Annotated in this window: 22 protein-coding genes; 5 read left to right on the top strand and 17 right to left on the bottom strand. The window is 41.8% G+C overall.

Features of this window, described 5'->3' with window-relative positions:
* Positions 1–14: 14 nt before the first annotated feature.
* From H4K34_RS01710 to H4K34_RS01740, 7 genes are all read right to left on the bottom strand, one after another.
* Positions 15–407 carry a response regulator gene (locus tag H4K34_RS01710; protein ID WP_210759110.1) on the bottom strand — a complete coding sequence of 131 codons (393 nt, stop codon included), beginning with the start codon at positions 405–407 and terminating at the stop codon, positions 15–17.
* The gene (locus H4K34_RS01715; protein ID WP_210759111.1) at positions 394–3,012 is read right to left on the bottom strand and encodes a PAS domain S-box protein; all 2,619 of its coding nucleotides are present in this window, start codon (positions 3,010–3,012) and stop codon (positions 394–396) included. Before H4K34_RS01715 ends, H4K34_RS01710 begins: the two co-directional genes overlap by 14 nt.
* Before the next feature lie 116 nt (positions 3,013–3,128).
* On the bottom strand, positions 3,129–5,024 hold the full coding sequence (locus H4K34_RS01720) for a PAS domain-containing protein (protein ID WP_210759112.1): 1,896 nt from the start codon (positions 5,022–5,024) through the stop codon (positions 3,129–3,131).
* Between the two features lie 72 nt (positions 5,025–5,096).
* Positions 5,097–6,440, bottom strand: coding sequence for a hypothetical protein (locus H4K34_RS01725; protein ID WP_210759113.1), 1,344 nt, complete (start codon positions 6,438–6,440; stop codon positions 5,097–5,099).
* Between the two features lie 53 nt (positions 6,441–6,493).
* Positions 6,494–6,868 carry a hypothetical protein gene (locus H4K34_RS01730; RefSeq protein ID WP_210759114.1) on the bottom strand — a complete coding sequence of 125 codons (375 nt, stop codon included), beginning with the start codon at positions 6,866–6,868 and terminating at the stop codon, positions 6,494–6,496.
* 3 nt (positions 6,869–6,871) lie between these two features.
* On the bottom strand, positions 6,872–7,837 hold the full coding sequence (locus H4K34_RS01735; protein ID WP_246452173.1) for a bestrophin family protein: 966 nt from the start codon (positions 7,835–7,837) through the stop codon (positions 6,872–6,874).
* 175 nt (positions 7,838–8,012) lie between these two features.
* The gene (locus H4K34_RS01740; protein WP_210759116.1) at positions 8,013–8,423 is read right to left on the bottom strand and encodes a hypothetical protein; all 411 of its coding nucleotides are present in this window, start codon (positions 8,421–8,423) and stop codon (positions 8,013–8,015) included.
* A 196-nt stretch (positions 8,424–8,619) separates the two neighbouring features.
* Between H4K34_RS01740 and H4K34_RS01745 the strand changes: the two genes are divergently transcribed.
* The 3 genes from H4K34_RS01745 to H4K34_RS01755 all read left to right on the top strand — a co-directional run bounded on the left by H4K34_RS01745 (position 8,620) and on the right by H4K34_RS01755 (position 10,648).
* The gene (locus H4K34_RS01745) at positions 8,620–9,246 is read left to right on the top strand and encodes a carbonic anhydrase (RefSeq protein ID WP_210759117.1); all 627 of its coding nucleotides are present in this window, start codon (positions 8,620–8,622) and stop codon (positions 9,244–9,246) included.
* Positions 9,247–9,341: 95 nt separating this feature from the next.
* The gene (locus H4K34_RS01750) at positions 9,342–9,725 is read left to right on the top strand and encodes a hypothetical protein (protein WP_210759118.1); all 384 of its coding nucleotides are present in this window, start codon (positions 9,342–9,344) and stop codon (positions 9,723–9,725) included.
* Between the two features lie 65 nt (positions 9,726–9,790).
* Positions 9,791–10,648 (top strand): HAEPLYID family protein, encoded by an 858-nt coding sequence (locus H4K34_RS01755; protein ID WP_210759119.1) that lies wholly within the window; start codon positions 9,791–9,793, stop codon positions 10,646–10,648.
* Between the two features lie 123 nt (positions 10,649–10,771).
* Here H4K34_RS01755 and H4K34_RS01760 read toward each other — a convergent pair whose 3' ends face one another.
* Genes H4K34_RS01760 through H4K34_RS01770 form a run of 3 tightly spaced genes read right to left on the bottom strand, consistent with a single transcriptional unit; the run spans position 10,772 to position 15,118 of the window.
* Positions 10,772–11,089 carry a hypothetical protein gene (locus H4K34_RS01760; RefSeq protein ID WP_210759120.1) on the bottom strand — a complete coding sequence of 106 codons (318 nt, stop codon included), beginning with the start codon at positions 11,087–11,089 and terminating at the stop codon, positions 10,772–10,774.
* 10 nt (positions 11,090–11,099) lie between these two features.
* The gene (locus H4K34_RS01765) at positions 11,100–13,538 is read right to left on the bottom strand and encodes a YbcC family protein (RefSeq protein ID WP_210759121.1); all 2,439 of its coding nucleotides are present in this window, start codon (positions 13,536–13,538) and stop codon (positions 11,100–11,102) included.
* 20 nt (positions 13,539–13,558) lie between these two features.
* Positions 13,559–15,118, bottom strand: coding sequence for a proton-conducting transporter transmembrane domain-containing protein (locus tag H4K34_RS01770; protein ID WP_210759122.1), 1,560 nt, complete (start codon positions 15,116–15,118; stop codon positions 13,559–13,561).
* Positions 15,119–15,206: 88 nt separating this feature from the next.
* Between H4K34_RS01770 and H4K34_RS01775 the strand changes: the two genes are divergently transcribed.
* Positions 15,207–16,115: a LysR family transcriptional regulator gene (locus tag H4K34_RS01775; protein WP_210759123.1), complete on the top strand. Its 909-nt coding sequence runs from the start codon at positions 15,207–15,209 to the stop codon at positions 16,113–16,115.
* Here H4K34_RS01775 and H4K34_RS01780 read toward each other — a convergent pair.
* The 3 genes from H4K34_RS01780 to H4K34_RS01790 form a co-directional block, all read right to left on the bottom strand.
* Positions 16,108–17,412, bottom strand: coding sequence for a T9SS type A sorting domain-containing protein (locus H4K34_RS01780; protein ID WP_210759124.1), 1,305 nt, complete (start codon positions 17,410–17,412; stop codon positions 16,108–16,110). The two genes, H4K34_RS01775 and H4K34_RS01780, sit on opposite strands and share 8 nt — an antisense overlap.
* 473 nt (positions 17,413–17,885) lie before the next feature.
* Positions 17,886–18,335: a hypothetical protein gene (locus H4K34_RS01785; protein WP_210759125.1), complete on the bottom strand. Its 450-nt coding sequence runs from the start codon at positions 18,333–18,335 to the stop codon at positions 17,886–17,888.
* Positions 18,336–18,418: 83 nt separating this feature from the next.
* Entirely contained in the window at positions 18,419–19,540 is a 1,122-nt protein-coding gene (locus H4K34_RS01790; RefSeq protein ID WP_210759126.1) for an FAD-dependent monooxygenase, read from the bottom strand.
* Positions 19,541–19,596: 56 nt separating this feature from the next.
* Between H4K34_RS01790 and H4K34_RS01795 the strand changes: the two genes are divergently transcribed.
* Complete coding sequence (locus tag H4K34_RS01795) at positions 19,597–20,208, top strand: TetR/AcrR family transcriptional regulator (protein ID WP_210759127.1); 612 nt, start codon at positions 19,597–19,599, stop codon at positions 20,206–20,208.
* A 427-nt stretch (positions 20,209–20,635) separates the two neighbouring features.
* Here the strand turns inward: H4K34_RS01795 and H4K34_RS01800 are convergent, their stop codons facing one another.
* From H4K34_RS01800 to H4K34_RS01815, 4 genes are all read right to left on the bottom strand, one after another.
* Complete coding sequence (locus tag H4K34_RS01800; RefSeq protein WP_210759128.1) at positions 20,636–21,763, bottom strand: Fic family protein; 1,128 nt, start codon at positions 21,761–21,763, stop codon at positions 20,636–20,638.
* 184 nt (positions 21,764–21,947) lie between these two features.
* Complete coding sequence (locus H4K34_RS01805) at positions 21,948–23,222, bottom strand: hypothetical protein (protein WP_210759129.1); 1,275 nt, start codon at positions 23,220–23,222, stop codon at positions 21,948–21,950.
* Between the two features lie 429 nt (positions 23,223–23,651).
* A complete protein-coding gene (locus H4K34_RS01810) occupies positions 23,652–24,134 on the bottom strand; it encodes a DUF695 domain-containing protein (RefSeq protein ID WP_210759130.1) in 483 nt (160 codons plus the stop codon).
* Between the two features lie 36 nt (positions 24,135–24,170).
* Complete coding sequence (locus H4K34_RS01815; protein WP_210759131.1) at positions 24,171–24,725, bottom strand: hypothetical protein; 555 nt, start codon at positions 24,723–24,725, stop codon at positions 24,171–24,173.
* Positions 24,726–24,939 lie beyond the last annotated feature (214 nt).

Consider the following 24,939-nt stretch of genomic DNA (forward strand, 5'->3'; position numbering starts at 1 on the left):
TGGAAGCCTTTGGCTTAGATCTGTTCCAGGGCATCTTTCAAGGACTCCAAAGTAACGGGTTTCACCAGATAGTTTGAGCGTAAATTAAATTCTTCCGCCTTTTTCATGTCGGCCTTAGAAGTAGAGCTGGTGAGGATAAAAATGATGATCTGTTGACGAGCTGGTATCTTGATGAACTCTTCCAAAAAGCGCCAACCATCCCAAATGGGCATATTAAGATCGAGTAGAATAAGTTCGGGTAAAGATTCACCAGCCTTAATAATGGCCTGCATTTTATCGTAGGCTTCTTTGCCGTTTTTGCAAACCATGAGGTTTTCGGCCAAGCCAATAATCTCTAATTGCTTTTTGGTGATGAACACATGTATGGGGTCATCTTCTACTAAACAGGCTAAATTAACTTTCTTCATAAGGCAGAGTTACTCTAAATATAGTTCCTTGATTTACAACACTTTCTACGGTTATTTGACCTCCCATCACCTCAACTTGATTCCGAGTAAGGAACAATCCCAAACCTCTGGATTCCGGATGGTAATGAAAAGTATTGTACATCCCAAAGACCCGATCTGCATTGCGCTCTAAATCAATGCCTACCCCATTGTCCTCAAAATAAATGTCAATGAAATTCTTTGATTTTCTCTTGGTGTAAATCTTAATCTCCGGTTTACGATCGGGTGATGAAAAACGAATGGCATTGGAGATCATATTGTAAAAGAGACTTTCTAAATAGGCTCTGAAACCCACTAATTCAAGATCATCGCTTATCTCCGATTGAATCTTTATTCCCGAGGATTGAATCTGAAGCTTTAGCCCCATAATGGCTAAATCCTGTAGTTCTTTCAAATTACAAGGCTTCATCTGCGAGGTTGTTGCTCCTTGAATTTCTACAACTTCCTTAAGATTCTCAATGGTAGCACTCAGGTTTGAAGATGCCTGAATGAGGTATTCAAACATCTCATTTTTCAATAAATCCGGATGTTCCTCTTTTAGGAATTCTATCAAGCGACTGATACTCGAAGAATGAGAGCGTAAATTATGGCTTACTATATGGGTAAAGCTATTTAATCGATCGCTACGTTGCTGCTCCTGCTCTAATAGCATTTGCACTTTTTTCTCTGCTAATTTCCGCGCATTGATATCAATAATCTGAGAAACGAAGTACAATACTCCTCCATTATCATCGCGGATCACCGAAGCGCCCAAAAGAATGTAAACTACCTCTCCTTGTTTGGTGATGTAGCGCTTTTCCATTTGGTAATGATCGCGACTTCCATCTATCAATTGCTGTAATAAAGCCAGATCACTGTTTAAATCATCCGGATGGGTAATATCCTGGAAGCTCAGATTTAAGAGCTCATCCCTGCTGTAGCCTGTGATATCTAATACCTTATCATTTACCTGTAGCCATTTCCCTTCACTATCGAGAATCGCCATACCAATGGCAGCATTTTCGAAATTGCCACGAAAGGTCCTTTCACTGATTTTCAAACGTTCGGAGGCCGCTCTGTGTGCACTAACATCTTCTTGATACAGAATGTAGCCGCCCATTTGATGCCCCTCTTGATACCAGGGTTTTAACTCCCATTTCATCCAGCGAGAGCTACCATCTTCCTGTAAGAGTAATTCAGCGTTCGACTTTATGGTTTCTCCCTCTTCGGTACGCTTGAAATAAGGCAACCATTGGCTGGAAGACCTTGGAAATAAATAATTGAAATTTTGACCTTCGACTTCTTGGTGACTGCCTAATAAATGGAGATCCAACCAGGCCTGTGAGCTAGCTAAAACTTTAAATTCCCGATTTAGCATCACCACTGGATTAGGAGATTCGCGAATAAAAGCTTGCAATAATTGCTGCTGCTCATATTGATCGTGGACATCTTCAATGATTCCTAGGTAATAGACCTCTCCATTAGAGTTCATACTCAAATGCCCGATCCAACGAGTCCAGCGGTAAACCGTGCCGGTATTAATTCTTAATGCCAGGTTTATCTCACTCTTCTTACGGCTATGTAATTTAGGTATTAAGGCCTCGATCTTGCCCAGATCTTTAGAGTAGATCAAGTTTAGCCAATCCACCTCCAGCATTTCCCCTGGTGTAATATGGGTTTCTATTTTACACAGCTCTAATGCCTTATAATTCAATTTGAGCTTAGCTTCGCGATGGTGCCATTCCCAAACTCCCAAATCTGCTGCCTCTAAGGCAGTTTGATAGCCAATTGCCTGATGCTTGAGATTTTCCTCTGCTTCTTTTTGATCCGTGATATCCTGAAAAAGGCCGCGTAACATTCTACACTCACCATTCACAAAATCTGGAATCCCGATAGATCTGACTTTGCGAATACGCCCTTTACTTGTTTTAATGCTAAAAGTGTCATCAAAGGATTTCCCCTCCTTTAATGCTGCTTGAACATAATCTGAAATGCGCTGCTGTTCTTCCGCCCCATGGTAAAACTGAATTCCGTTTTTCACATCCGGAGTATAGCTTTCCTCAACCTCATGAATGCGTTTGGTCTCATCACTCCAAAAAAGTTGATTCCTAATCAGGTTTAGAGACCAATATCCAATATTCGCCAGTTTACTGGTTTGTTCTAGTAGTTCCCCTCTTTGCTTTAAATTAGTGATCTCATTATGAGCCCCCAACATCCGCAAGGGCTTGCCATTCTCGTCTCGAATAGCCATCCCGCGACAGCGTACCCATACGGTTCCACCATCTTTATGAAAATACCTTACTATTTGATCGTAAGGATGCTTTGGGTCCTCACAATGGGCATTGAAATTTTCAATAGCCACTTTTAGATCATCGGGATGAATCTTATCCTGCCAAGCTGCAGCTTTATGTGGCATTTTCTCTGGCTCATAGCCCATTACCTCCCAGAACCGCTCACTCATCCACTCATTTTCGGGACTCTCTAAATCCCAATACCAAAGTCCATCCAAGGCTGAAGACTGAATAAACTCAAACACCTTGATGTCTTGTTGGATCAAGTCATATAATTCCTTTTGAAGGTAATTCATAGGGGGTAATTCTGAAAGTGCTTTAAAAATAACTAAAAGGCTTTAAAAATGGGGCTTTTAAGCTTTATTGAAGTCCAAGGAAAAGAATGAAACACAAGATTTTAATAACCAGGTGATTACTCCTTACAGGCAATAATTTGTGAAATATAATGATCTACCTCCCCTTGCTCATCTCGAAGTACGGTGGCTCCCAAAAGAGCAGATAGTATGGAACCATCCTTGCAGTAATAGCGCTTTTCGATCTGGTAATTATCGATTTCACCCTGGTTAAGCTTTTCCAATAAGAGTAAATCCTTCTCCAAAACATCGGGATGCGTTATTTCCTGGAAGGTTTTCACTTTAAGTTCATCCGGACTATAACCCAGCATCTGGCAAATCTTATCATTTACCTGAAGCCACTCACCTTTGGGTCCGATAATAGCCATTCCGATGGCGGAATTGGTAAAATTCTGCTCAAAGGATTTTTGACTTTTACGAAGTTTAGATTCGGCTTCCTTGCGATCGGAGATATCTTCGGTATACATGATTATACCACCTACCTGCTTCTTGCTCTCATACCAAGGTCGAATCTCCCATCTAATCCATTGAGCATGTCCATCCATACGACGGAATAAATCTTCTTCTCGGTTTAAGGTTTCTCCCGCTAAACATCGAAGGTGCAATTGCTTCCATTCTTCCGAAATCTCCGGAAAAACATCGTAATGACTACGACCAATAATATCCTGACCTTCCAGTTTATAGTCGATCAACCATTTATGGGAACAATTGACATAGCGCATATTACGATCGAACATGGCAATGGCCAGTGGCGCTTCTTGTATAAAAGTACTATAGCTTAGAAGCCTTTCTTTCTCGTGATGGATATCAGTCCAGATTCCAACAATACGGGGCCTTTCGAAATGCAGATCCGGCTGAAAGAGCTTTCCGGATATCTGAAGCCAACGGTAACGACCATTAGACTTTCGCAATCGACATTCAATTTGGAAATCATGCAGTTTCCCAACGGAATACTCCATCAATTCCTGCATTACCCATGATTTCTCATCCGGGTGAATCAGGTCAAACCAATACACCTGACCTTCACGGCGCATTACTTCCAGATCATAGCCCAGCATTTCAGCTGCCTTGCGGTTTAAGGTCATTTGATCTGAATCGATATCCCAGTCCCAAGCGCCAACATTGGCCCCCTGTAAAACCTGGCGATACAATTCTCTTTCGGAGCGAATGGCATTTTGCGTGCGAATACTGATATCGATATCCTGAAACATGCCATAGAGCCTCAAAGCTCGGCCCTCTTGTATTTCGGGTATTCCGATTACTCGTACCCAAACATCTTTGCCGTTAGTATCTACTATTTGCAGAACCTCATCGTAGGGTTCCCCAAAGTGCTGGGCTCTGTCAATAAGCTCGGTAATCTTTTGCTGCGAACGTCCTTCCTTATAGAATTTAAGTGCCTGTCGAAAATCAGGTTTAAAATCTGGAGGCACCCCATGTATTTCCTTGGTTACAGCACTCCATTCCAGCTCTTTAGTGCGGATGTTCCAATCGTAATATCCGATTCGAGCCATTTCTGAAGAACGATTCAAAAAGTCTTCCTGATTCTTCAAGGCACTCATCTCCTTAAAAGAGAGTAACATCCTTTTCATTAAACCATTTTCCTCCTGAATGAGATGTCCATTTACCTGCATCCAAACCAATCCTCCTTCGCGATGATAAAAGCGTAAAACCAGATTGTAATTATGTTTTTCAGGATTATCGGCGTGTAAACGGAAGGTTCGCTGCTCCAAATCCTGATCTTCCGGATGTAAGCAATTGCGCCAAAAAACAATATTGGCTTTAATACTCTTCGGCTTATAGCCTAAGCGTCCCCAGAAAATTTCATTGGCCCAAAATCTTTCATCACCACCTATTTCTCTGATAGCCAATCCATCCAGGGCTTCTTTACTTAAGAAATCAAAAACTTGATCGTTCTGGCGAAACAGATTTCGAACTTCGTTTTTAAGTGGGCTCATAAGGCAGGAAAAAGCTTATTAGAAAACTAAAATCAGAAGCTCTAATATAAGCTGTATAGCTGATTCCAGCTGCTATTGTTGAAAAATTCGCAGTTCGTGAAGGCCCATAAAATAGTATTGAGAATCCTTTGGGGATTTATAAAAAACCAATCCTTGATAGTCATCCACCTCAAGCATCAAATACTGAGGACTATAAGTTAAATGATCCCGGACCACTTCGCTAAATTCTCTATCAGCACTTAGAACTTTATAGGGCACAAAATCCTTTTGACTAAGCTCCTTCCAAAACAAGGCTTTTTGGTATTGACCCTTGGTTCGCCATATTCGATGCCAAGGATCACCCTTCGTATAAAAGGCATGAATTTCATTTTGATGCAAGCTTAAGGTATCTATAGCCTGGGCAGCGCTATCCAAATAAGCTTTCAATGCCCGAGGGTAGCTTTTTAGGAAAAAGCTCTTAAGGTTCTCCGTAGCCATGGAGGATGAATAACTATAAATATGATTGGAACCAAAAGGATGGGCATCCCAATAATAGATGCGATTCTGTTCACCTAAAATCAAGGTAGTCCTGAGACTATCGGAAAAATAGCGATGATAGATGCTGCTGTCCTTGCGAAGGAATCCCAAAAGTCTACTATGGTCAATTCGCCCTACAGAGTCAAAGCTCGCAGCATAAAGCGGATTTGAGTAAAGTACTTGTGGATAAACTTGATATTCCTCGATCTGAAAAGTACTGGAGTCCCAAACCATTCTTATATCAGGTAAACTGAGTGGATAATCTAGAATTCGCACTTGTAAACTATCGGCTCTGGGCAGGCTATCTTCCCGATGCATTTTCAGTTCCTGAATTCCCCAATTCTGTAGTTCTTCCCGACTTAAAAAGTAAGTCTCATGGTTGTAGGCAAAAGCCAGAGGGTGGTAAATCGGACTATTAAGACTTAGATTATTTACCAGCATCTGCAGATAAGACCATTCCCTTAAACCAATTTCCAGCGGTTTAGGCTCCTTTTGATCGGGATTGAATTTCCCCCTATCGTAATGAGCATGCTGATTGTAAAATCGATAGAAATAGGACTGATCCGCCTGTTTTTCCCACTCTACTATAAAGCTGTGGCGCATAAAAAACAGGATGGGATAACGTACTCCTGCAAATACGAATTTCCCAGGCAAGCTATCGGCATTAACTTCAAATTGATAGATCTGCTGATAAGCACCAATAGCTTCTAAGAGTGCTTGGGGTTCAATTTTACTGCGCAGGGCCAGTTCAGAAAATGAGCGGTTTAAATCCTGAGCCTCAAAGGCATAAATATGCTCCCAGGGCAATTGGTCTTTATAATCTTCGGCAGGACCAATTCGAAAGGCTTGACTCTTTAAACTTAGACTTATCAGAAGAAAGAAAAATAGTCGTAGGCCCATATCGAATAAATTTTCCAGCTAGAAAACAAAATACATACCAATTCAATATCAGGCTATTGCTCCTCACTCGGAAGGCTCAAGACCCGCAAAACGGAAAGCATTCCAATGGCCAGAAAAAGCAGTGACTGTCCTAAACTCCGAATCTCAGTTCCCTGCCAATACCAGAATAAGGATAGACCAAACATGAGTAAAAGACTGGGCATTAATATCCAGAACAAGATGCGGCGGTTGACATCGCTCAATTGTTGTTTACTGGCTTTGGGATTCACCAAAGAAACGAAGCTCAAAGCCAAACCCGTGAGCATTAAAGCGGTATTGAGAGAAAGCAAAATTTCTTCACGTTCCCAAATGGGGCGCATATAATAGTACAATGCCCCGGCAAAAAGGGGGAATTGTAAATAGGATAGGAAATGTAAAAAGCGATTCATGGTTTACATCAATATTCCCTTCTTAGCTTCAATGGGGGCGGGTAAATCCGTTTCGCCCAGCATTTCGAGTAAATCAATCTCTATGGTTCGGCAGAGCGATAACATGGGGATATCATTAGCCATCCCCTGAAAAGGGTTTTCAGAATAATCGCCCACAATCTCCATCACCACATAGAGCCAACCGACGATAACTAAAAATGGAATCGACATCCAAATTCCGATATTACCAAATTTGGCAAATTCGGGCACCAGCCCAAAAGGCATCAGGAAAATAAAAATACAGACGAAGATGAAGCTCATATTGGCATACTGCCGCGGTAAAGGGAATTTCTTAATCCGCTCACACTTGCCTTGATGGTCGTAAAAATCATTAAGAATCTTCTGCATTTCCATGTGGCGGAAATCATCAATGAGATTTAAGTCTCGCAGTTTTTTGAGGTCTTCACCTTGTTTAAAAATGATTTGAGTAGCGGTATTCTTAGCCGCAATTAAATGATCATGTTCTTCCTTTCCTAAAAACTGTTGGAGCTCTATGCGGGTTACTTCATCATCCACCAAGCCCACACCAAAAAGCCTTTGATAGCGCCTGGCGAAAGAACCGGTAAACCCTCTTTGATTAGAGTGCTCCCAAGGCGTAGCTACCAGTAATTGACTTCGTAATGCGTATAACCAAGCAATATGGCGGAAGATCAGTTTTTGATGCCAGGCCTTAATCTCCGCATCATCAACAGGTAGGGGATTGTGTAGATTGCTAGTATAATTACGTACCACATTGCCCCAAGACCGACTGCTATTTACAATGGCGCCCCAAATTTTACGGGCTTCCCACATGCGATCGTAGGCACTGTTATTCTTAAAACCCACATAAAAGGCCACAGCGGTACCAATAATGGAAACCGGCAACCAGGGGATAAACATCCAATGATGCCCATCATCCGTATAAACATAGAGGGCCACAACCAAGGTCATCCAAAGAATTAACCAGGGAAAATGGTGTCCGGAAAAAAGAAGGATTCTTTTAAGCGAAAAATTCTTGGTAATTAACATAGTCTAAAATGCTTGCTCCCAATTTGAAACTTTTTTAGGGAATATGCACGTGAAAATCCGATTCATAAAAAACCAGCAGCCCTGCCTACTATAGCTATTATTCGGATTGGGAACTTTGTGCTTTAAGCGAAGGGTATTTAAGCATCCACAATAGGCTGATGAGTATAAATGGTAAAACTGAAATAAGCATTAGGGGATTCCAGCTCAACAAGGCACCCAATAGAACGAAGACTAATAATATGCCTATACTGATTATCGCAACCAAAGGCCCAATTCTTTTAGCTTGAGGCTTAGTGATTAGATAGACCAAGACCATTTGCCCGAACAGAGGTAATAGTATTAATGGATGGGCAAAATGCTCGGGCTGATGAAAGAGATCACTAAATAGCTGAACTTCCATTTCAAATAAGAAGGCGCTTTGACCACCGCCCCATTCCAAATAGGCAATTAGTGAACTCAAGAGGACTCCAAAGGGATAGAAACGGGCTTTTAGAATTTCATTTTTCATAAAGATTCCTTGATTTTAGAAATTTAAGGCTTGAGATTGAGATCCATAGCGAAAGCCGCTTCACTGAACATTATATAAGGCTCAATCCGAATTATCCTTATGTTTGGAATTCCCTTAATTTTCATGGTCAGTTCATGCCCCTAAATGAATGGCCTGAAATTAAGAACAAGCAATCATCCATCCTAAAAAGCATTAAATGGACATTCAAAACATTTTCCAAAACAACCGCAACTGGGTTCAAAGCAAATTAGAACTCGACCCTGAATATTTCAGTGATTTATCAAAGGGGCAAAGTCCTGAAATCTTGTATATCGGTTGTTCCGACAGCCGGGTTACCGCCGAAGAATTAATGGGCGTATCACCAGGTGAGGCCTTTATTCACCGCAATATTGCCAATATGGTTCCCAATACCGACCTCAGTGCCATGTCGGTAATTGAATATGCTGTTACTCACCTTAAGGTGAACCATGTTGTGGTATGCGGCCACTATTTCTGTGGAGGCGTAAAAGCGGCTATGCAATCGCAAGATCTGGGTATTTTAAATCCCTGGTTGCGAAATATCCGCGATGTGTATCGCTTGCACGCCAAGGAGCTCCACGCTATTGCCGATGAGGAAGATCGCTATAAGCGTTTAGTTGAATTAAATGTGGAGGAGCAATGCTTTAATGTGATTAAAACCGCCGCCCTGCAAAGAGCCCACCGCGAGCGTAACATTAGCGTGCATGGTTGGGTCTTTGATATTCACTCTGGTAAATTGATTGATTTGGATATCAACTTCGAATCGAAAATGAAGAGCGTAATGGAGATTTATAATTTGGATTAAGAAGCCAAATCCTCAATATAGAGCCAGGTTATCTACCTGGCTTTTTTGTTTGCCGCTATTAAGTTCATTAAAGTATAAGGCCTACTTTCGAGGCCGTGATTTCCATACTTAGAAATAGCAAGGCCCTAAGTCTGCTTTGGGGCATAATGGCATTTTACCTCCTGAATATCAGTGTGGATACGCGTGATTTCCAAGCTAATGATATTCCAGAAGACCTGAGCTTTAATGATCAGGAAAGTATGGTGGAAATTATTGTTGAGCAGATTTTGGGTTATGAAGATGCTTTTATCGAATACGATGATCCGGATACGGAAGAATCGCAAAGTCAAAACAGCTTAAAGATCGAAGCTCTCATTAATCCCTATCTCTTTATTGGCAAACCGCTCTTTATTGATGAATCCTTAATGGCCTTCAGCACCTTTTTTGCCGGAACATTGCCAGGCCATTTCAATATCGACAATCCTCCCCCACAAGCTTGATTTGTTTTTAAAATCGATTCCCGCTCCGCATTAAATGGAGCCTTTTTATCTAAACAAATCAAAATATGAAACAATGCATTTTAGGGATGCTTAGCTTGCTAGCATTCCCACTCTCCCTATTTGGGCAAATCACTGATGCTCAGAAAGACAGTCTATTTATTCAAGAAGTAGAAAATCAGAAGGACCCGGATAAAGTCCTACATGCCGAACCCCTTTATATCGACTTAATTCGGGATTTAGGCGCCCGTAAAGGCGAAAGGGAATGGAACATTGGAATGGGACTAACCGACAATCTTAGTTTCGATAGCTACGAAGCCTTAATTGAATATGAATGGGCCCCGATGGATCGTCTAGGTCTGGAGGTAGAGCTCCCCTTTACTCTACATTCGCCACTGGCTGGTGCCGAATCGGAGATCCCCTCCCATCGCTTAAACAGCTTAAAGGTAGCGGCACAATGGACCTTCTTGGTGAATGAACAGTATGCCAGCTCAATGGCCATTGGTTATATCAATGAATTTGAGCTTTCGGACTTCAATAATTTTGCCAGGCCACTCATTATTGGTAATGTTTATAATCCCTTTCTGGTGATTGCCAAACGCTGGGGACAGAACTTCCATTCCTTGCTGTATACCGGCCCACAAATCGCCCACCATTATGCTAGCAACCAGTGGCATAAGGCTTATGAAATCAATACCAGTTTCCACTATATGATTAGTGGAACCCGCAATTTTTTAGGTGTAGAAATCAACAAAAGCATTGAAAATCAGCAATTCGACCTTAGCTTGCGTCCACAAATGCGCGTGGCGATTGCCGATAATCTAATGATAGGGATTGTAGCCGGCATACCGATAAAGCGTGAAAATGAAAGGCTTAGTTCCTTTCTCCGCTTAATATGGGAGCCTGGCCATCCCCAAAAAAATTAGCCCATTTAAGATGAACCCTCCGGGCTCTACTCAGGTTTAGAATTCTGTTTTAAACCAGGAAAGCCAAGTCTGTACAGACTTGGCTTTTTGTTTGGACCTATTAAAGGTCGCTAGGGGAAAGAACTAATTTTCCTGTCCGGCCATCTCAAAATTGGGGCTCCAAGTGCCTTGTTTGGGCGCATCAGCCGCTAAGGCAATCGCTTTTAAGGCTGCATCATCAGAGACCTCCTTGAGCTCCGATAAAACCTGCGTCTTTAAGTTCTTTAAATCTTGGATTTTCGCTTCCTGATCCGCTCCGGTCAATTGATGATCTGCCTCCCAGCGACGTAGGAATTCAGAACGGATATCCTTAATTTGTTGGTCGATGGCCAAACTGATTAATCTTTTAAAATCGGCGGCTTTCCAATCTAATTTTTGAAGATCAATATTCATGGTTCGCATAAGAGTGGATTTAAACGGTTACTAAATTTTCATTCTGTTTTTGGGTGCTGATGGCCTCTAAACTTTGCCACTGCATTTTTCCTTGGTATTCATCAGCCATTTGTCCGGCCTCATTCATTCGGAAGAGTTTCAACCATTGATGGTCGAATAATTCTTGCAACATGGGATGCTTTTGCAGGATCTTATTAATGGCTTCCTGAGGGGCGTCGATCACCACATTTAAGCGCTGTGGTAGGTGTTGAAACTGCTTTCCATCGTGTACTGATTGCCAGGCTAAGCCGATGCGTAAATCGCCTGCCGATCCTTCTAGCACTCCAATACCGCCGCTCACATTGTGCAGGGTTTTATTACCGGCCCCAAAATTTTGATTGTCGGTGGTGCTGGCATAGTACTGAAGGTTAATCCAGGAAGTAACTACCATGGGGGCAGTCATGATCGCTTCCAAAATGGCGAAGTCTTTATCTTCCTGCCATTGGTAAGAGTGCAAGAAACTGCGAGCGCTTAGGTTTTTGCCCTTGGTTTTAGATCGCGGAGCGATTACAAAGGCATTGCAGCCTGCCAATCCCCATTCGGGGCGTAGCTGCGACCAGTCTTTGCTGCGTTTTACAATTTCTGTTTGTGCATCTTTCTCTTGAATTCCGAAACGCAAGGCTCTTTCACGTCGTGCTAATTCTGTGGCATGCTCCAGTTGCTCTTCCAGCTCTGAAAGCTCCTTCCATCGTTTCTTGTCGATTTCCCGACGGTTAATAATATGGATGGAATCGGTAGTAGTATCGTGCAGGGCCGCTATAAATATCGTATCCGCCGGAAGGCTTATCCCCTCCTCTTTTAAAGCGGCGCGTACCCTGGGGTCGTTTAATAATCGAGCAGAGGTCCAGGCATTAATTTCCCCCGAATGTCCACCGCAGGCGCCGCAATCCAGAGCAGTGGCGTGGGGGTTATTGACAGTGCTGGCACCATGCCCCACAATCATTACCATAGGAGCAAAGCCTTTACTTAAGCCCATGGCCTTTAAGGCTCCCTGTGCCATTTGCACCTGGCTTTCGAAAGGAATTCCGGAAAGGTCAAGGTCTCGATCCGGGTCAGTGGCATTGGGATCTGCCGCAGGTCGGGTCCAGCCGAAAGAATCACTAATCAATTTGGAGAGGAAGCTTAGGCCTAGTGGACTCACAAAGGCGAAGGCCGATACTTTACCGGATTTAAATCGCTTCCAGCTTTTAGCGATTTGCAGGCGGCTAAGTTTTAAACTGCGTTTTTGCTCGGTTTGACGAAGATCCCTGCCAATTTCTCGTACTTCAACCGCGCTTGGAATAAGGGCCGGACATTGATTTCTGGCTTTATCAGAAGCCAATTCCTTATACTGCAGAGGCACACCGAAGAAACCCGCAAAACCCAGGGTTTCAATCTCGGGATCTACCTGTTCCAGATTTCGGCGGTAAAGCTCTGAGCGCACATCGATACAAAATACCGCTTGGGCCTTAGGACGCTGAGCTTGAGTTTCTTTCGCTTTATGATTTAAGCGCTCCTTTAATTCTCTTTGTGCGGCATAATCAAAGGCATCCTGCAATAGGAGGCGGCTCTCTAGACTTTCACTGCCCGGGAAGGCCGCCTTTAATTCGAGGATAGCTAAATCTGCCTTGCGTTGCTCCCAAGCTTTGTAGAGTTTTAAGTCGTTGAGTCCTTCAAGTAAGGCTGCTTCCCAAGTCAATAAAATGGTAAGGAAAGATTCCAGGTTTTGAGTATTGCCACCATAGAGTTTGGCTTGCCAGTCTTGGCCCGCCACGTAGGATGACCAACCTTTGAGTTTTAATAAGAGGCTGTGCAGATAGGGTTCCAAGGAAGGACCTTTAAGAGCCAGTACCTTAATATTTTGTTCGAGCGCTTCCTGATAATTGGCTGAAAGGCCTTTCACATAATTTCGGAAATTGGGTAGGCCCATTAATTCGGGTGCCCGGTTAATCATGGCTTCTTCGCGCCAGATTTCAAAGAGGTCAATTCCCTCTGCATAAGGCTTATCATGCTGATTGAAAAAGTGAGCAGCCCATTGCGATACCCGATCTACCATAAAGCGCGACCAATCCTTGGTTCCATGTTCCCGGGCCAGATCTCCTAAGGTATAGAGTTCATAGAGCTCATAATTAGAAGCGGTAAGGGCCAGAAATTTAGCCTGGGCTAAAAACTCGGCACTGCTTTCCGGGCGATTATTAGCTTGAAGGGCGCGCTCGATATCCGCAGCGATAATCTGCCCTTCTTCGTACTGGGCTAGGTAAAAGTCCAGCGACATGCTCATGTCTATTCCGGCGCGACGCTTAAGGCTGAAAGCCGCTTCTTGAAAATCTTGATGGAGCAGACCCAGATAGGGATTTACAGCGATGGAATTTTCTAAAGACCAGGCGGGAGCTAGCTTTTGGCAAGCTGTTTCGAGGGCCATTTTAATTTTTGCATCCATAATTTTTGCTTTTTAAGCGATTAGCTATTTGCTCGTTTCAATGAACCAAAGAGGCGATCGGTGAGAACGCTCAGATAAAAACCATTGCGAAGGTGAATTTCCATCGCTCTGAACCTGCTGGAGGTTCGGAACCGTTTGGGCAAGAAATAAGTGCCCAGAGCCAAGATGGTAAAGGCCAGTAATACTCCTATGCTGAGGAAGATTTGTACGGTACTAAGCTCTGGACTCTGGGCAATTTCGGGCCTCAGAGCTAGGTGAATGATATCTTCCAGTATAAAGAAGCTTAGCACCACCAGCATAGCCCGTAATACCAGAATAAAGCGCGCTCTGAGTTCAATTCCTTCTTCAAAACTCTTGGAGAGCAGCACCGAAGTACCCACTGCGATAATGGCTGCAACAATGAGCAAACCTAAGCTCATTCCCTCAAAGCCACCTCGCAGAGTCAGCACCCCACCAAATATGACTAAGGCCAGTATCATGGCCATTAAGACCCTGTTCAGGGAGACTTCGGCCTTCTGGTTTAGCCATTGATCATTGCGATAACGATCGATCTGGCTACCCGAACTTAGGAATGAGTGGGCCTTGTAGAAGGAATGAGCCATCAGGTGTAAAAGTGCTGCGGAATACAATCCTAGGCCGGAAAGCATAAGGCTGAAACCCATATGCCCGATGGTTGAATAAGCCAATGATGTTTTAATGGCAGGCTGAGTTGGTGCCACCGCCGTTCCGTACAAAGCACTTAAGGCGCCAATGCTTAAGAGCAGAAGACTAGCCGCTTCGGTTCCACTAATTAAGGGCGAAAAGCGAATGATCAGGTAAGGACCGGCATTGATCAAACCGGCGTGTAAGAGTGCTGAAACCGGGGTTGGGGTTTCCATAACTTCGAGGAGCCAGCTGTGAAAGGGTATTTGCACCGCCTTAAGCGCGGCAGCCAGAACCATAAGGATGGCCGCGGCATTTAATTGAGCAGACCAGGCTCCGGCTTCCAATTGACTAAAGATCGCCGACAATTGGGCGGTATGAAATTCGGAGTAAATCAGGGCCAAAGCACTGATGAGCAAGATATCGGCAATGCGGGCTACCACAAATTTCTTGCGGGCGGCTAAGCGGGCTCTTTCGCGATGACCGTAAAAGAGTAAGAGCCTTTGCAGGGCCATGCTGGTTCCCGTCCAAGACAGAGCTAGCAAGAGTAGGTTTCCGGATAAGACGAAGAACTGAATCAAAGCAACCGTAAGCGCTAATTTGGCGCTAAAGGCTCCTTCGCGGGAATCGCCATCCATATAATTACGACTGTAGCGAAATACGATAAAGGCGATCAGGTTAATCATGAAAAGCAGCAGGCTATTGAGACGATCCACTCGGATGGAGAAACCTAAGTCGGCAAAACCGAATAGAGCCGACTCCATTGGCCCTTGGACATAGACCCAAACCAGGGCCAGGCTGGCCATGCTTAATCCCAAGATTGAAGATCGAATAGTGAGGCTATTGGGGAGCTTCGGATTTTTAGGCGCATAAAAAAACCCAATTCCAAGGTTTAGGATTGGGCTTAGCAGAATGGCAGTGAGAAGTATGGCAGTCATTTCTTGTGCTTTTGTGACGGGACAAAACTAGAATGGATATATCATAAGTTTTTATTTATATTTCGAATGTCAATCATAAAAGCATTTTATGAACTATACTTTGAATCAGATTCGGGTATACCTCAAAATTGTTGAGACCGAGAGCATTACTAAGGCTGCAGAAGAGCTTTATATGACCCAACCTGCAGTGTCGATTCAGCTGAAAAATTTCCAGGATCAATTTGAAGTTCCGCTTACTGAATTGATTGGTAGGAAACTGCATATCACCGAATTTGGTTATGAGATTGCGGAGATTGCAGAAAAAGCATTTTTAGAACTGGAAAACCTCAGGTTCAAAACCTTAGAGTTTAAAGGTCTACTATCAGGGAAGCTTAAAATCTCCTCCGCCTCCACCGGTAAATATGTGATTCCCTTTTTCCTGAGCGAATTCCTTCAAACTGCGCCTGGCATTAATTTGGTATTGGACGTAACTAATAAAAGTCGGGTGCTAGAAAGCTTAAAGCAAAATGAAATTGACTTTGCTATAGTTTCGGTAATTCCCAAAGATCTGGAGGTAGAGGAAGAAAAACTGGTGGAAAACAAGCTCTTTCTGGTAAGCGATGGCAAGGGAAATCCTAAAAAGAAGCCTTTGATATTTCGGGAAGAAGGATCAGCAACCCGCCAGGAAATGGAGCGCTATTTTCAACAGCATGGCAGCAAGGATCGCAAGAAACTGGAGCTCACCTCTAATGAGGCGGTAAAGCAAGCGGTGGTGGCGGGTTTGGGAAATTCCATCGTACCCTTAATCGGGATTAAGAACGAATTATTGAACCAGTCGATACATATTGTTCCACGGCGTGGCTTACCCCTTAAGACCGACTGGCGTTTGATTTGGCTTAAAAGCAAGCGGTTATCCCCTGTGGCCCAGGCCTATCTCGACTATATACGGGAACACAAAGAGGAGATTATCGAAAAGCATTTTAAATGGTATGAGGACTTTGAGGGAGAGATCAGTTGAGAAAAAGATTCTTGCTAATCTGGCGGCCATCTCCAAAACGAATGATAATAGTATACATACCATGCAGCTCAGACCCCAGCTGAAAAGCTCCAGTAGCAGCTCTTTTCAGATTATGCTCAATTATACGCCCTGAGAAATCGACAAGATCTAATTGATAATTGCAATCTACCGATTCAAAACCTCCCAATTTGAAGCTTCCCTCTGTGGGGTTTGGGTACAAATAAACAGTTTGTGCCGATGGAATATCGCAAGGACTATCATCTAGTTTCAACCAGGGATGATTTCCATTTCTATCTATTTGATTTACGGAGTAATAACCAGGACTCGATGATCTAGCACAAGTAAAGTAAACAGTCCCATCCTCAGCTAAGATGGGGTTTAAGAAAGATTTATTCCCGTAAGATGAGGCTGCTATTTTTGCTCGATAATGCAGAACTAAATGGTTATTATATAGATTTATTTCAAAGCCTTCGTAGAGCTTATGGTCAATATCCGATCGATAGATTGTACTCTTGGAAAGAAGAAAGTGATTTTCGGAATGTGCCACTTCGATTCCCGGTAATAAGGTATCACCAGATGGATTTAAAAAGTATTCACTTTTAAACTCAATAGCTCCAATTCTTGTCAGGCTAGCATCAAAAACATCTAGTTTCCGCAAAGCTTCAGTTGGACTATACACTTTAATAATTCGATCCTGAACAAGCCAATCTGACCTTCCTTCAGCATGCGCCACATATATATTGGCACTGCTCTCCGCTGAAAAACGAAACTTGAATTGACTAATCTGATTTAGGTCATCGCTATTTGCCAGAATATGGTAATAATACCGGTCCTCTGTTAAGGAGTCGAGAACCAGAAAAGTACAATAGGTGGTATCCATATAAGTCTCAGCATTCAGGATTTGAATATAAGGATGACCAATCTGATCCATATTTAACAAGCTATTTAGCTCTATTTGTCTTATTGTCTTTCCTGTGTTCAGGCTTATGCAATACAAACTATCAAATGCACTTGCTCCTGCTTTCCAAAACCATTGTAAAAGCTGACCATTTTCCTCGAATGAATCAGCGAAAGGCCTAAGCTGGTTGGAGCTTTGCCAAAGGATTTGTTCTTGATCCATGTCAAATACAGCAAAGGCATATAGATCGGGGCTACCGATTTCCCAAGCCTTCTGCTCCAAATAAAGCAGTTTATCTTCCTTGCTAAAGAAAATAGGTTCAAGACTATAGGAAGCGGTACTAGGAAAGAGCAAGGGTAAACTGTTGAGCGCTATGCTATCCCCGCTTTCAGAATCCAAAATTGACCAATACCCACGAGATGTAGAGGGATTACTAAATCTTGATACAGATTTCCCGTAACAGACCAAACTATCCCCATTTAATAGGCTGAGCCGAATACTTTCACTACCGGAATTAAATTGACGATCAATGGTTTCTGAAAATAGATGATTGACAGTCCATTGAGCTTTTAGCTGAGTAGAACATATCAAGAATAAAATGAGCGCATAAAAGGCAAGGCTCCTTCCATTTTTTAAAGAATCGATTAAAATCAAAGGACCCTTATGATTTTTCAACTTGACTATAATTGCTCCAGTCAGCAAGGTAGGATTTATGAGTAGCAATGAACATCACAAACATCCTATAAACTATTTAAGCTAGGATCTGTACACTGAATATGATTGCTGTTTGACCTATATGTTGGAAAATGAAGAGGAGATTTTTCACTTCGAAGATCTAGCCTAAATCAATCCTTAAATTTGATCAAGCCTACTTAGTTCGATTTCAACTGGTATAAAGCAATCGCCTCTTTGAGCTCCCTTTTGGAGCGCCTGCCAGCCTGATATCCTAATAGCACTCCTACTCCTCCTAAAGCAAAATTAATCCCGGCTCTTAAGGGAGTACTTGCATGATTAATAGCATCATGAAATCCATCGCTATCTTCAGGCTTATACTGATTGTACTCAACTATTGCGGCAATACCTCCTAATAATAATACACCCGCGATAGAATAGTCTACGATAGACCAGGTTTTACTTCTCCTTGAGCTTCTGGCCAATAGATAGATATCAGAATCTTTAATTTCCGTGTGCAAGAGATAGTTCCGTATCTCACGACTGGAATAATTTTCCAAATTTAGATTCTCAGCCTCAATAGGAGTGTATTGAGCCTGAAGGTTTAGGCTGCTTAAAAGCAGAATCAAAGGAAGAACTACAGATTTCATTAAGGTTTATTTAGCTTAACAATTGAAGTCTAAATATACCTTTACCTTGAATTTCACCAATCCCTAATTTGTATTCGGCTTCTTTAATCCACTGCATACAGCTTTTCCATCTGCCCTTTCACTACATTCTCCGGAGTAATCTTCATTATAGATTTTAAAAGAAACTGCCCCCAGGGTTTATGCACCAATTGCCCGAAGCGCCAGGAATTATTAACCACATAATCCACTTTGGCTCGGCGTTGGGCCTCAAATTCCTGAAATGCTGCCCTCAAGTTTGGGCTTCTCTTATGGATAAGTTGAGCCAGGTAATAGGCATCCTCAATTCCCTGACAAGCCCCCTGCCCCATATTAGGAGTAGTGGCATGGGCAGCATCACCTATTAAGCAAGCCCGATCTTTATGCCAGCTATCCAAACGTTTTAAATCGGCTAGTTCTGTGCTATGTACAAAGTCGGTTGCGCGGATAATTTGATTGACCACAGGATCAAAATCTGCATACATTTCTTGGAGGCTGTCGATACTAATTTCCGCCGGTGAAATTTCAGTATTAAGCACGGCGAAGAAGTAAACCTGATCTTCGGATATATGGGAAAAGCCAAAGCGCCTTTTAGGCCCCCAAAGCTCTTTGCCTTCCTTTCGCAATGCTTCGGGTAGGCGAATATGAGCAATGCCTCGGGCACAAATCTGATGACTTTGGCGGTATTCGGAGGCAAAGCCTAAACTTTGACGAAGCTTGGATTTGATGCCGTCCGCGCCAATAATCCAATCGGCTTTGCGCTTGGCATTCTCAAACTGAATTTCAATCTGATCGCCTTGCTGTTTATGGCTGAGATAAGGCATGCCCAGTTCCACCTTAGCCACTGCTTTTACTTTCTCTAAAAGTATGGCTTGCAATCTGGCGCGGTGAATGGCCACAGTTTGATTGCCAAAACGATCGGCCACCACATTGGAGTCCACCTCTTTTACCGCTTTTAAATTGGGATAGGCGATTTCCATTTTGTTGAGCACAAATCCCGCCTTCAGAATCTCATCTTCTATTCCCAACCTCTGCAATACCCGCAAGGCATTGGGCTGCAACCAAAGACCGGCTCCAACTTCTGATAAATCCTCTGCCCTTTCGTAAACAGTCGACTGTATGCCTAGCTTTGCTAAGGCCAAGGACATGCTTAATCCGCTTATGCCTCCACCGATAATGGCTATTTCCATTGGAATCGTAATTTTAGGTCAAATTTACTAAATTAGGTCAAGTGTACTAATATTTCATGAAGACAAAAGAGCGCATTTTAGCTAAAGCTTTAGAACTATTTAATTCTGAAGGCCTTAAAGAAGTTACTCTACGCAAGATTGCGGTAGCTCTGGAGATTAGTCAGGGTAATTTGAACTACCATTTCAAAACCAAAGGCGAATTAATAGCGGCCCTTTACTTCGATTTGGTAGCGCATATGGACCGTGAAATGGAAAAGATTGTCCAGGACCAGGCCCTCCTACCCCTAATTTATGAGAGCTCCTGGGTATCGATGAAAACCCTTTACGACTATCGCTTCATCACCAAGGATCTTTATGCGGTGCTGGACGCTGACCCCGAATTAAAGAAACATTATTTGGGTCTGCAAGGATTGCGCAAGCAACAATATATGCAGCTCTTTAGCCATATGATCCAACAAGGCCTCATGCGCCCCGAAGAATTTGAAGGTGAATACCTGGGCCTCTATGAACGCATGAATATCCTAGGCGACAATTGGATCAATGCCTCCATCCTCTTTAAAGGCAAAGATCAGGCGGTAGTGAAGCATTACCATCGCTTGCTTTTTGAAATGGTTTATCCTTATTTAACTGAGGAGGGGAAGAAGGGCTATGGTGGATTGATGGATTAAGATTTTCTTTTCATCTAATTGGATTTGAAGCGATAAATCTGTGGTTCTGCAGCATAGCAAATAACATACTTTCATTTCTTACTACTATTTAATATAGATTATACTAGAGCAATCAGGTCATAGTATAGACAACAAAGACGAATAATCAGCACATGGTGTACCCTTCAAGTTACAATCGAGCGTGCACGTAGTTATAAATAAAAAATCCCTTCTGATTACACTGGAAGGGATTTATGCGCTCGTAACAGAATTCGAACCTGTGACCGTCTGCTTAGAAAGCACAAAGCAGACAGTTCTTCACTTGCATTTTACTGTAAAACAGTAGTTTAAAATTGAAAAAGGTTCGGTCAGTCACTTATTATTAACAGTACGATTAACTGGGATTAAAACATACCCTATTGACTTTTTAGTTTGTTCAAACGGACGACTATTCAGTCATAAATAAAGAAAGATAATCATCAAAAACATACTTCTGCGGCTTTGAATCACCCCATTTTTTCAATATACCAATTCTCTCAAGGCTATCAACAAGCTTATAAGAAGCCGGTCTTGACAATCCGATGATCTCAGTTACCTCAGAAACTTCTACAATTGGCTTGACATACAAATATTCTACAACTTTTTGTGCATTTTCGGCCCTTCCTCGTAGAGTGTTAATTTTTTCACTGACTGTTCTATTCAAATTCAGAATTCCCTCTAAGGTGCCAATTGATGTTTTAGCAGTTTCTATGATTCCTGCTAAAAAAAATGTAATCCAAGCCTGCAAGTCACCAGACTTCCTTACCAGCATTAGTTTTTCATAATATTCTAGCTTGTGCCTTTCGAAAAAGTCTGATAAATACAATAGCGGTTTTTCCAACACCTTCTGTTGAACTAGATATAAAGTGATTAACAGCCGCCCTACTCTACCGTTCCCATCTAAAAAAGGGTGTATTGTTTCAAATTGATAATGGATTAATGCTACTTTGACAAGAGGGTGTAAATTAGTTTCATCACTATTTGCAAATTTTTCTAAATCACCCATTAAGCCTGCTATTTCAATATGCGGAGGAGGCACAAATGACGCAGAGCTAATTCCCATCCCCCCTATCCAATTCTGACTTCTACGAAACTCTCCCGGTTCTTTTCTTGCACCCCTCACCCCTTGTAAAATACTTTTATGTGCAATCTTTATTAATCTGCTGGAGATTGGGAGTTTTTTCAAGTGCTCAATTGCTAAATTCATGGCCTCAACATAATTTTGCACTTCCCGCCAATCATCCCTTCTTTCATCCCGAATCTGATTCTGTGATTGGACTGCTTCAGGCAGGTCTGTGTTGGTGCCTTCAATTTTACTTGATTTTGTAGCTTCCTTAACTACATGTAGCCTAATGAATAAATCGATATTTGGGACAAACTTTGAAAACATATCGAGCTTACCTACAAGATTTGAAGCTTCAGCTAATAGATTGGCTAAATTTGTATCCTTCATTTCCCATCTCCTATCAATTTCAGAGGGTTTGAAGTAATGATAGGTTCCTTCATTGATAAAGTACCCTTGGTGAAATTGGTCCATATTAACAGCAATATTATAGAGAAGTTAACAAAACAGGCGATTTGGTTAACAGAATCCAGCCATTGTTAATCAAAACCGCGGAATAGTTTACAAAACTAGTTGAGCTGTATAATAAATCCCAAGTTTGGTATAAAACTATTTAGATTGAACAACTATCACCACAGGTACATCGAAGTTATAGTGACTACTTAAACCTCCTGAAAGCCTGTACAAACTGGTAGTAGCCGTAGCCTACGAATAATCGAGCAAAGAAGTCAAGTATATATACGAAGGCATTGGTCTCAAATACAAAGCTTGATAATCCATCATACAAATCCAGCTTATGCAGCGGATTTAATAATCCGATAAACAACATTGTATATTCATCACCGGTCAGCCACCGTCCTTCAAACTGTCCAGAAATAAGAATTAGCACGAAGAAAACCACAACCACAACTAAAGTAAAAACAACTGCTCGAAGCCAAGATGTTTTATGACGATTACTAATGCTGTTTAAGCCCAAAATCAAATAATCCTGCAAAGTCCTTAATTTAATTCTCCATTTTGCCCAATCACCTCCCTTAAACTTTACCCAAGTAGCATTTTGCTTTGCTCTCGCTTCAAATTGTCCATACTTACTTGCTTCATAAGGATCGCCATTTTCTAAGGAAAGCTTCTTTATTACTCTAAATGTTTCTTGAAATTGCACTGTTGAAATACTATAATCATAATCTACATTACTAGCAAACAACTTATTTTCAGAACTGTAGTTTACAGAAAAAGACAAATCATTCTCTAAAAATGCCAATCCATTATTAAATATTGATGAATACAGGTCAAACCCTTTTAAAAATCTAACCTCTATGATACTTACATGTTCATTAAATGAACTGCCGCGAAGTAGTAAGTTATGGCAGAATACAGTCTCAGTTACTGAAAACACTCCCTCAATTGCGGAATTAAATACAACAGAAGGTTCATTAAAATTACAACCATGAATTTTTAAAACACCTCTTATTTTTACTGAAATCAATTCAAAAGGTCCTGAAAAATCACATCGGGCGATTTGCCCCCCATCAAAGACCACTCCTATCAACTTGAAATTGGAACCGAATTTCGTATCAAAACATTTTAAATCAACTGAAGACTTATGATCATCACCAAAGGAAAATATAGTTAAACCTAGTTTAATGTTACATCTAAAAAACGTCAACCTCAAACTAATTGAAGTATTTTGATCAAAAACTAATTCACCTTCAATGTGAAGGTCTTTAAAGTCTGCATAATTCAGATTACAACCATAGAAGCAGATATCTCCAAAATACTCTCCGGACACCCGAACAGCTAAGTCCGTATAATCCGCTATTATTATTTCTACCGGGTCTCTCGTGCTAAATTTGTGTACGAGTCGAAGCGGCTGGTCTTTTTCTTCAGGTTTAAGACTTAGTAGCTCTCTTAAATTAAGAACCTTCCTTGGCATTAAAAAGCTTTAATCGTTATCCCCATCCCCAATTCATATCCACTTTAAACAGGTAACAAGCATATTGTATCCAATTAACAGAACAACTTAAACCATCTCACGATCCCGCAACCTCAATAGGCATATCCTTCAACTGACTTTCTGATATGCATCTCAAAGGCCTTGAGATGCACATAAAGGGTTTTCGGTAAATCCTTAAGATCTGAATTCAATCATCTACCAGAGGTTTTCAAATTCAAATTCCGGGTAAGGAGAATTGATATTTACATAATAGTCGAAACAAGAAATTCAAGGATTTCTCAAACCTAAAGACCTTCCATATCAGTTGCAAGGGGAAAATTCTCCATTTTTTTATCAGAAAATCCCTTTAGCTAGTCCTTCATCAAAATACTCGGAATGAATTTGCAACCTGATCCTAAATAGACTTATTCACCCCACCAAGCTTGCAATCCTCCTATACTCCTTCCACTTAGGATCGTATTTAAAGCCGCAGCCGAACTCGATCCATTTGTCTTCCTTTTCATTTAAATCCATTAAGGTAGCCTGGGCAAATTCGGGATTATCAATATACATATCCATGATCATCCCAAAATCAGTAGCGACTCTTGCCACTACATGAACCACGCATTCTTTTTTAAGAAGATCCTTAAAGTAATCCTCAATAGTTCCCATATCTAATTCTTCAGAGCCTGAATCATCTATTTCCACGCTAAACTGAAGATTGTAGGGACAATACTTTTTATAAGGGTAATCTTTATAAGCTAAATCCAGCCAACCCGTTGCCGGCTTGCCGGTTTCAGTCTCCGTCATTAGAATAGTAATAGAATTAGGGGGATAAACCCCTTCAGTAGACCGAATTGTATCCCAATCCAGATCTTCCTTGTTGCTTTTAAAAAAACTGAGTAGTCCCATATTTATGTGGTTTCTTCAAAGAACAAGCACCCTAGCTTAATAAGTTGGCTGCTTTCTATCGGCATTAAGCCTATCCATTAAAGCCTTGAAATTAAGATTATCTGAATTTCCACTTTCATTCACTTCAAAATGATTGAGCAAGGCCCATTCAATTTGCTTGAGGATTGTTTCCTTTTGTTCTGTATTGGTGATTTTATCAAGACTCCTCATGAGTAATTCGGGCTGACAAATAAGACAAGCTCCCAATGAGTATAAAGGCTCTTCATTTACTGATCCTCGATTAGCCCAGATGCTAGCGATGAGTTTATCAATAAGCTGAAGATCTTTGCTAGCACAGAAATAATCAGGAATTAATTGAAGAATGGGATTGTACTTCCTATCCGTATATTGATTCAACACTACGGCAATTGATCCTGAACTTAAAGAGTCTCGACCTTTCAAAGTAAGGTTCAAACTATCCGCTAAAACTCTCTGCTTGTCCAGAACTCCCATTATGAGTCCTCTTAGGGAATCACTGTGAAGAGCACTTAAGTCCTGAATACTACTTCTCGGAATAAATCCTTCCATTTGACTTCCCTTCCAGGGACTCAAGCATGCCCAATCTGACTCATCCTCTAATTGGTAGTAGAAAATGGCATCCTTATACAAGGTGTCTATGCTGTGAAATTACATCCCTGGCCCATTTCGAACCTCTATATAATTGAGGCTATCAATAAGAACAGCAGGCCCTTTCTGAGCTAGCATTGAAAATGAAAAACACAGCATTAGGCATGGTAGTATAGTGCTTTTTATTTTCCTCTAATCT

This window comes from Croceimicrobium hydrocarbonivorans (genome assembly GCF_014524565.1).
Lineage (GTDB): Bacteria > Bacteroidota > Bacteroidia > Flavobacteriales > Schleiferiaceae > Croceimicrobium > Croceimicrobium hydrocarbonivorans.

Coding starts and splice junctions, on each gene's coding strand:
- H4K34_RS01725 (WP_210759113.1), bottom strand. CDS start 6,440: ATGGGCCTACGACTATTTTTCTTTCTTCTGATAAGTCTAAGTTTAAAG.
- H4K34_RS01730 (WP_210759114.1), bottom strand. CDS start 6,868: ATGAATCGCTTTTTACATTTCCTATCCTATTTACAATTCCCCCTTTTT.
- H4K34_RS01760 (WP_210759120.1), bottom strand. CDS start 11,089: ATGCGAACCATGAATATTGATCTTCAAAAATTAGATTGGAAAGCCGCC.
- H4K34_RS01745 (WP_210759117.1), top strand. CDS start 8,620: ATGGACATTCAAAACATTTTCCAAAACAACCGCAACTGGGTTCAAAGC.
- H4K34_RS01790 (WP_210759126.1), bottom strand. CDS start 19,540: ATGGAAATAGCCATTATCGGTGGAGGCATAAGCGGATTAAGCATGTCC.
- H4K34_RS01720 (WP_210759112.1), bottom strand. CDS start 5,024: ATGAGCCCACTTAAAAACGAAGTTCGAAATCTGTTTCGCCAGAACGAT.
- H4K34_RS01810 (WP_210759130.1), bottom strand. CDS start 24,134: ATGGGACTACTCAGTTTTTTTAAAAGCAACAAGGAAGATCTGGATTGG.
- H4K34_RS01755 (WP_210759119.1), top strand. CDS start 9,791: ATGAAACAATGCATTTTAGGGATGCTTAGCTTGCTAGCATTCCCACTC.
- H4K34_RS01800 (WP_210759128.1), bottom strand. CDS start 21,763: ATGGACCAATTTCACCAAGGGTACTTTATCAATGAAGGAACCTATCAT.
- H4K34_RS01735 (WP_246452173.1), bottom strand. CDS start 7,837: ATGACCTTGGTTGTGGCCCTCTATGTTTATACGGATGATGGGCATCAT.
- H4K34_RS01710 (WP_210759110.1), bottom strand. CDS start 407: ATGAAGAAAGTTAATTTAGCCTGTTTAGTAGAAGATGACCCCATACAT.
- H4K34_RS01785 (WP_210759125.1), bottom strand. CDS start 18,335: ATGAAATCTGTAGTTCTTCCTTTGATTCTGCTTTTAAGCAGCCTAAAC.
- H4K34_RS01775 (WP_210759123.1), top strand. CDS start 15,207: ATGAACTATACTTTGAATCAGATTCGGGTATACCTCAAAATTGTTGAG.
- H4K34_RS01795 (WP_210759127.1), top strand. CDS start 19,597: ATGAAGACAAAAGAGCGCATTTTAGCTAAAGCTTTAGAACTATTTAAT.
- H4K34_RS01770 (WP_210759122.1), bottom strand. CDS start 15,118: ATGACTGCCATACTTCTCACTGCCATTCTGCTAAGCCCAATCCTAAAC.
- H4K34_RS01715 (WP_210759111.1), bottom strand. CDS start 3,012: ATGAATTACCTTCAAAAGGAATTATATGACTTGATCCAACAAGACATC.
- H4K34_RS01765 (WP_210759121.1), bottom strand. CDS start 13,538: ATGGATGCAAAAATTAAAATGGCCCTCGAAACAGCTTGCCAAAAGCTA.
- H4K34_RS01805 (WP_210759129.1), bottom strand. CDS start 23,222: ATGCCAAGGAAGGTTCTTAATTTAAGAGAGCTACTAAGTCTTAAACCT.
- H4K34_RS01740 (WP_210759116.1), bottom strand. CDS start 8,423: ATGAAAAATGAAATTCTAAAAGCCCGTTTCTATCCCTTTGGAGTCCTC.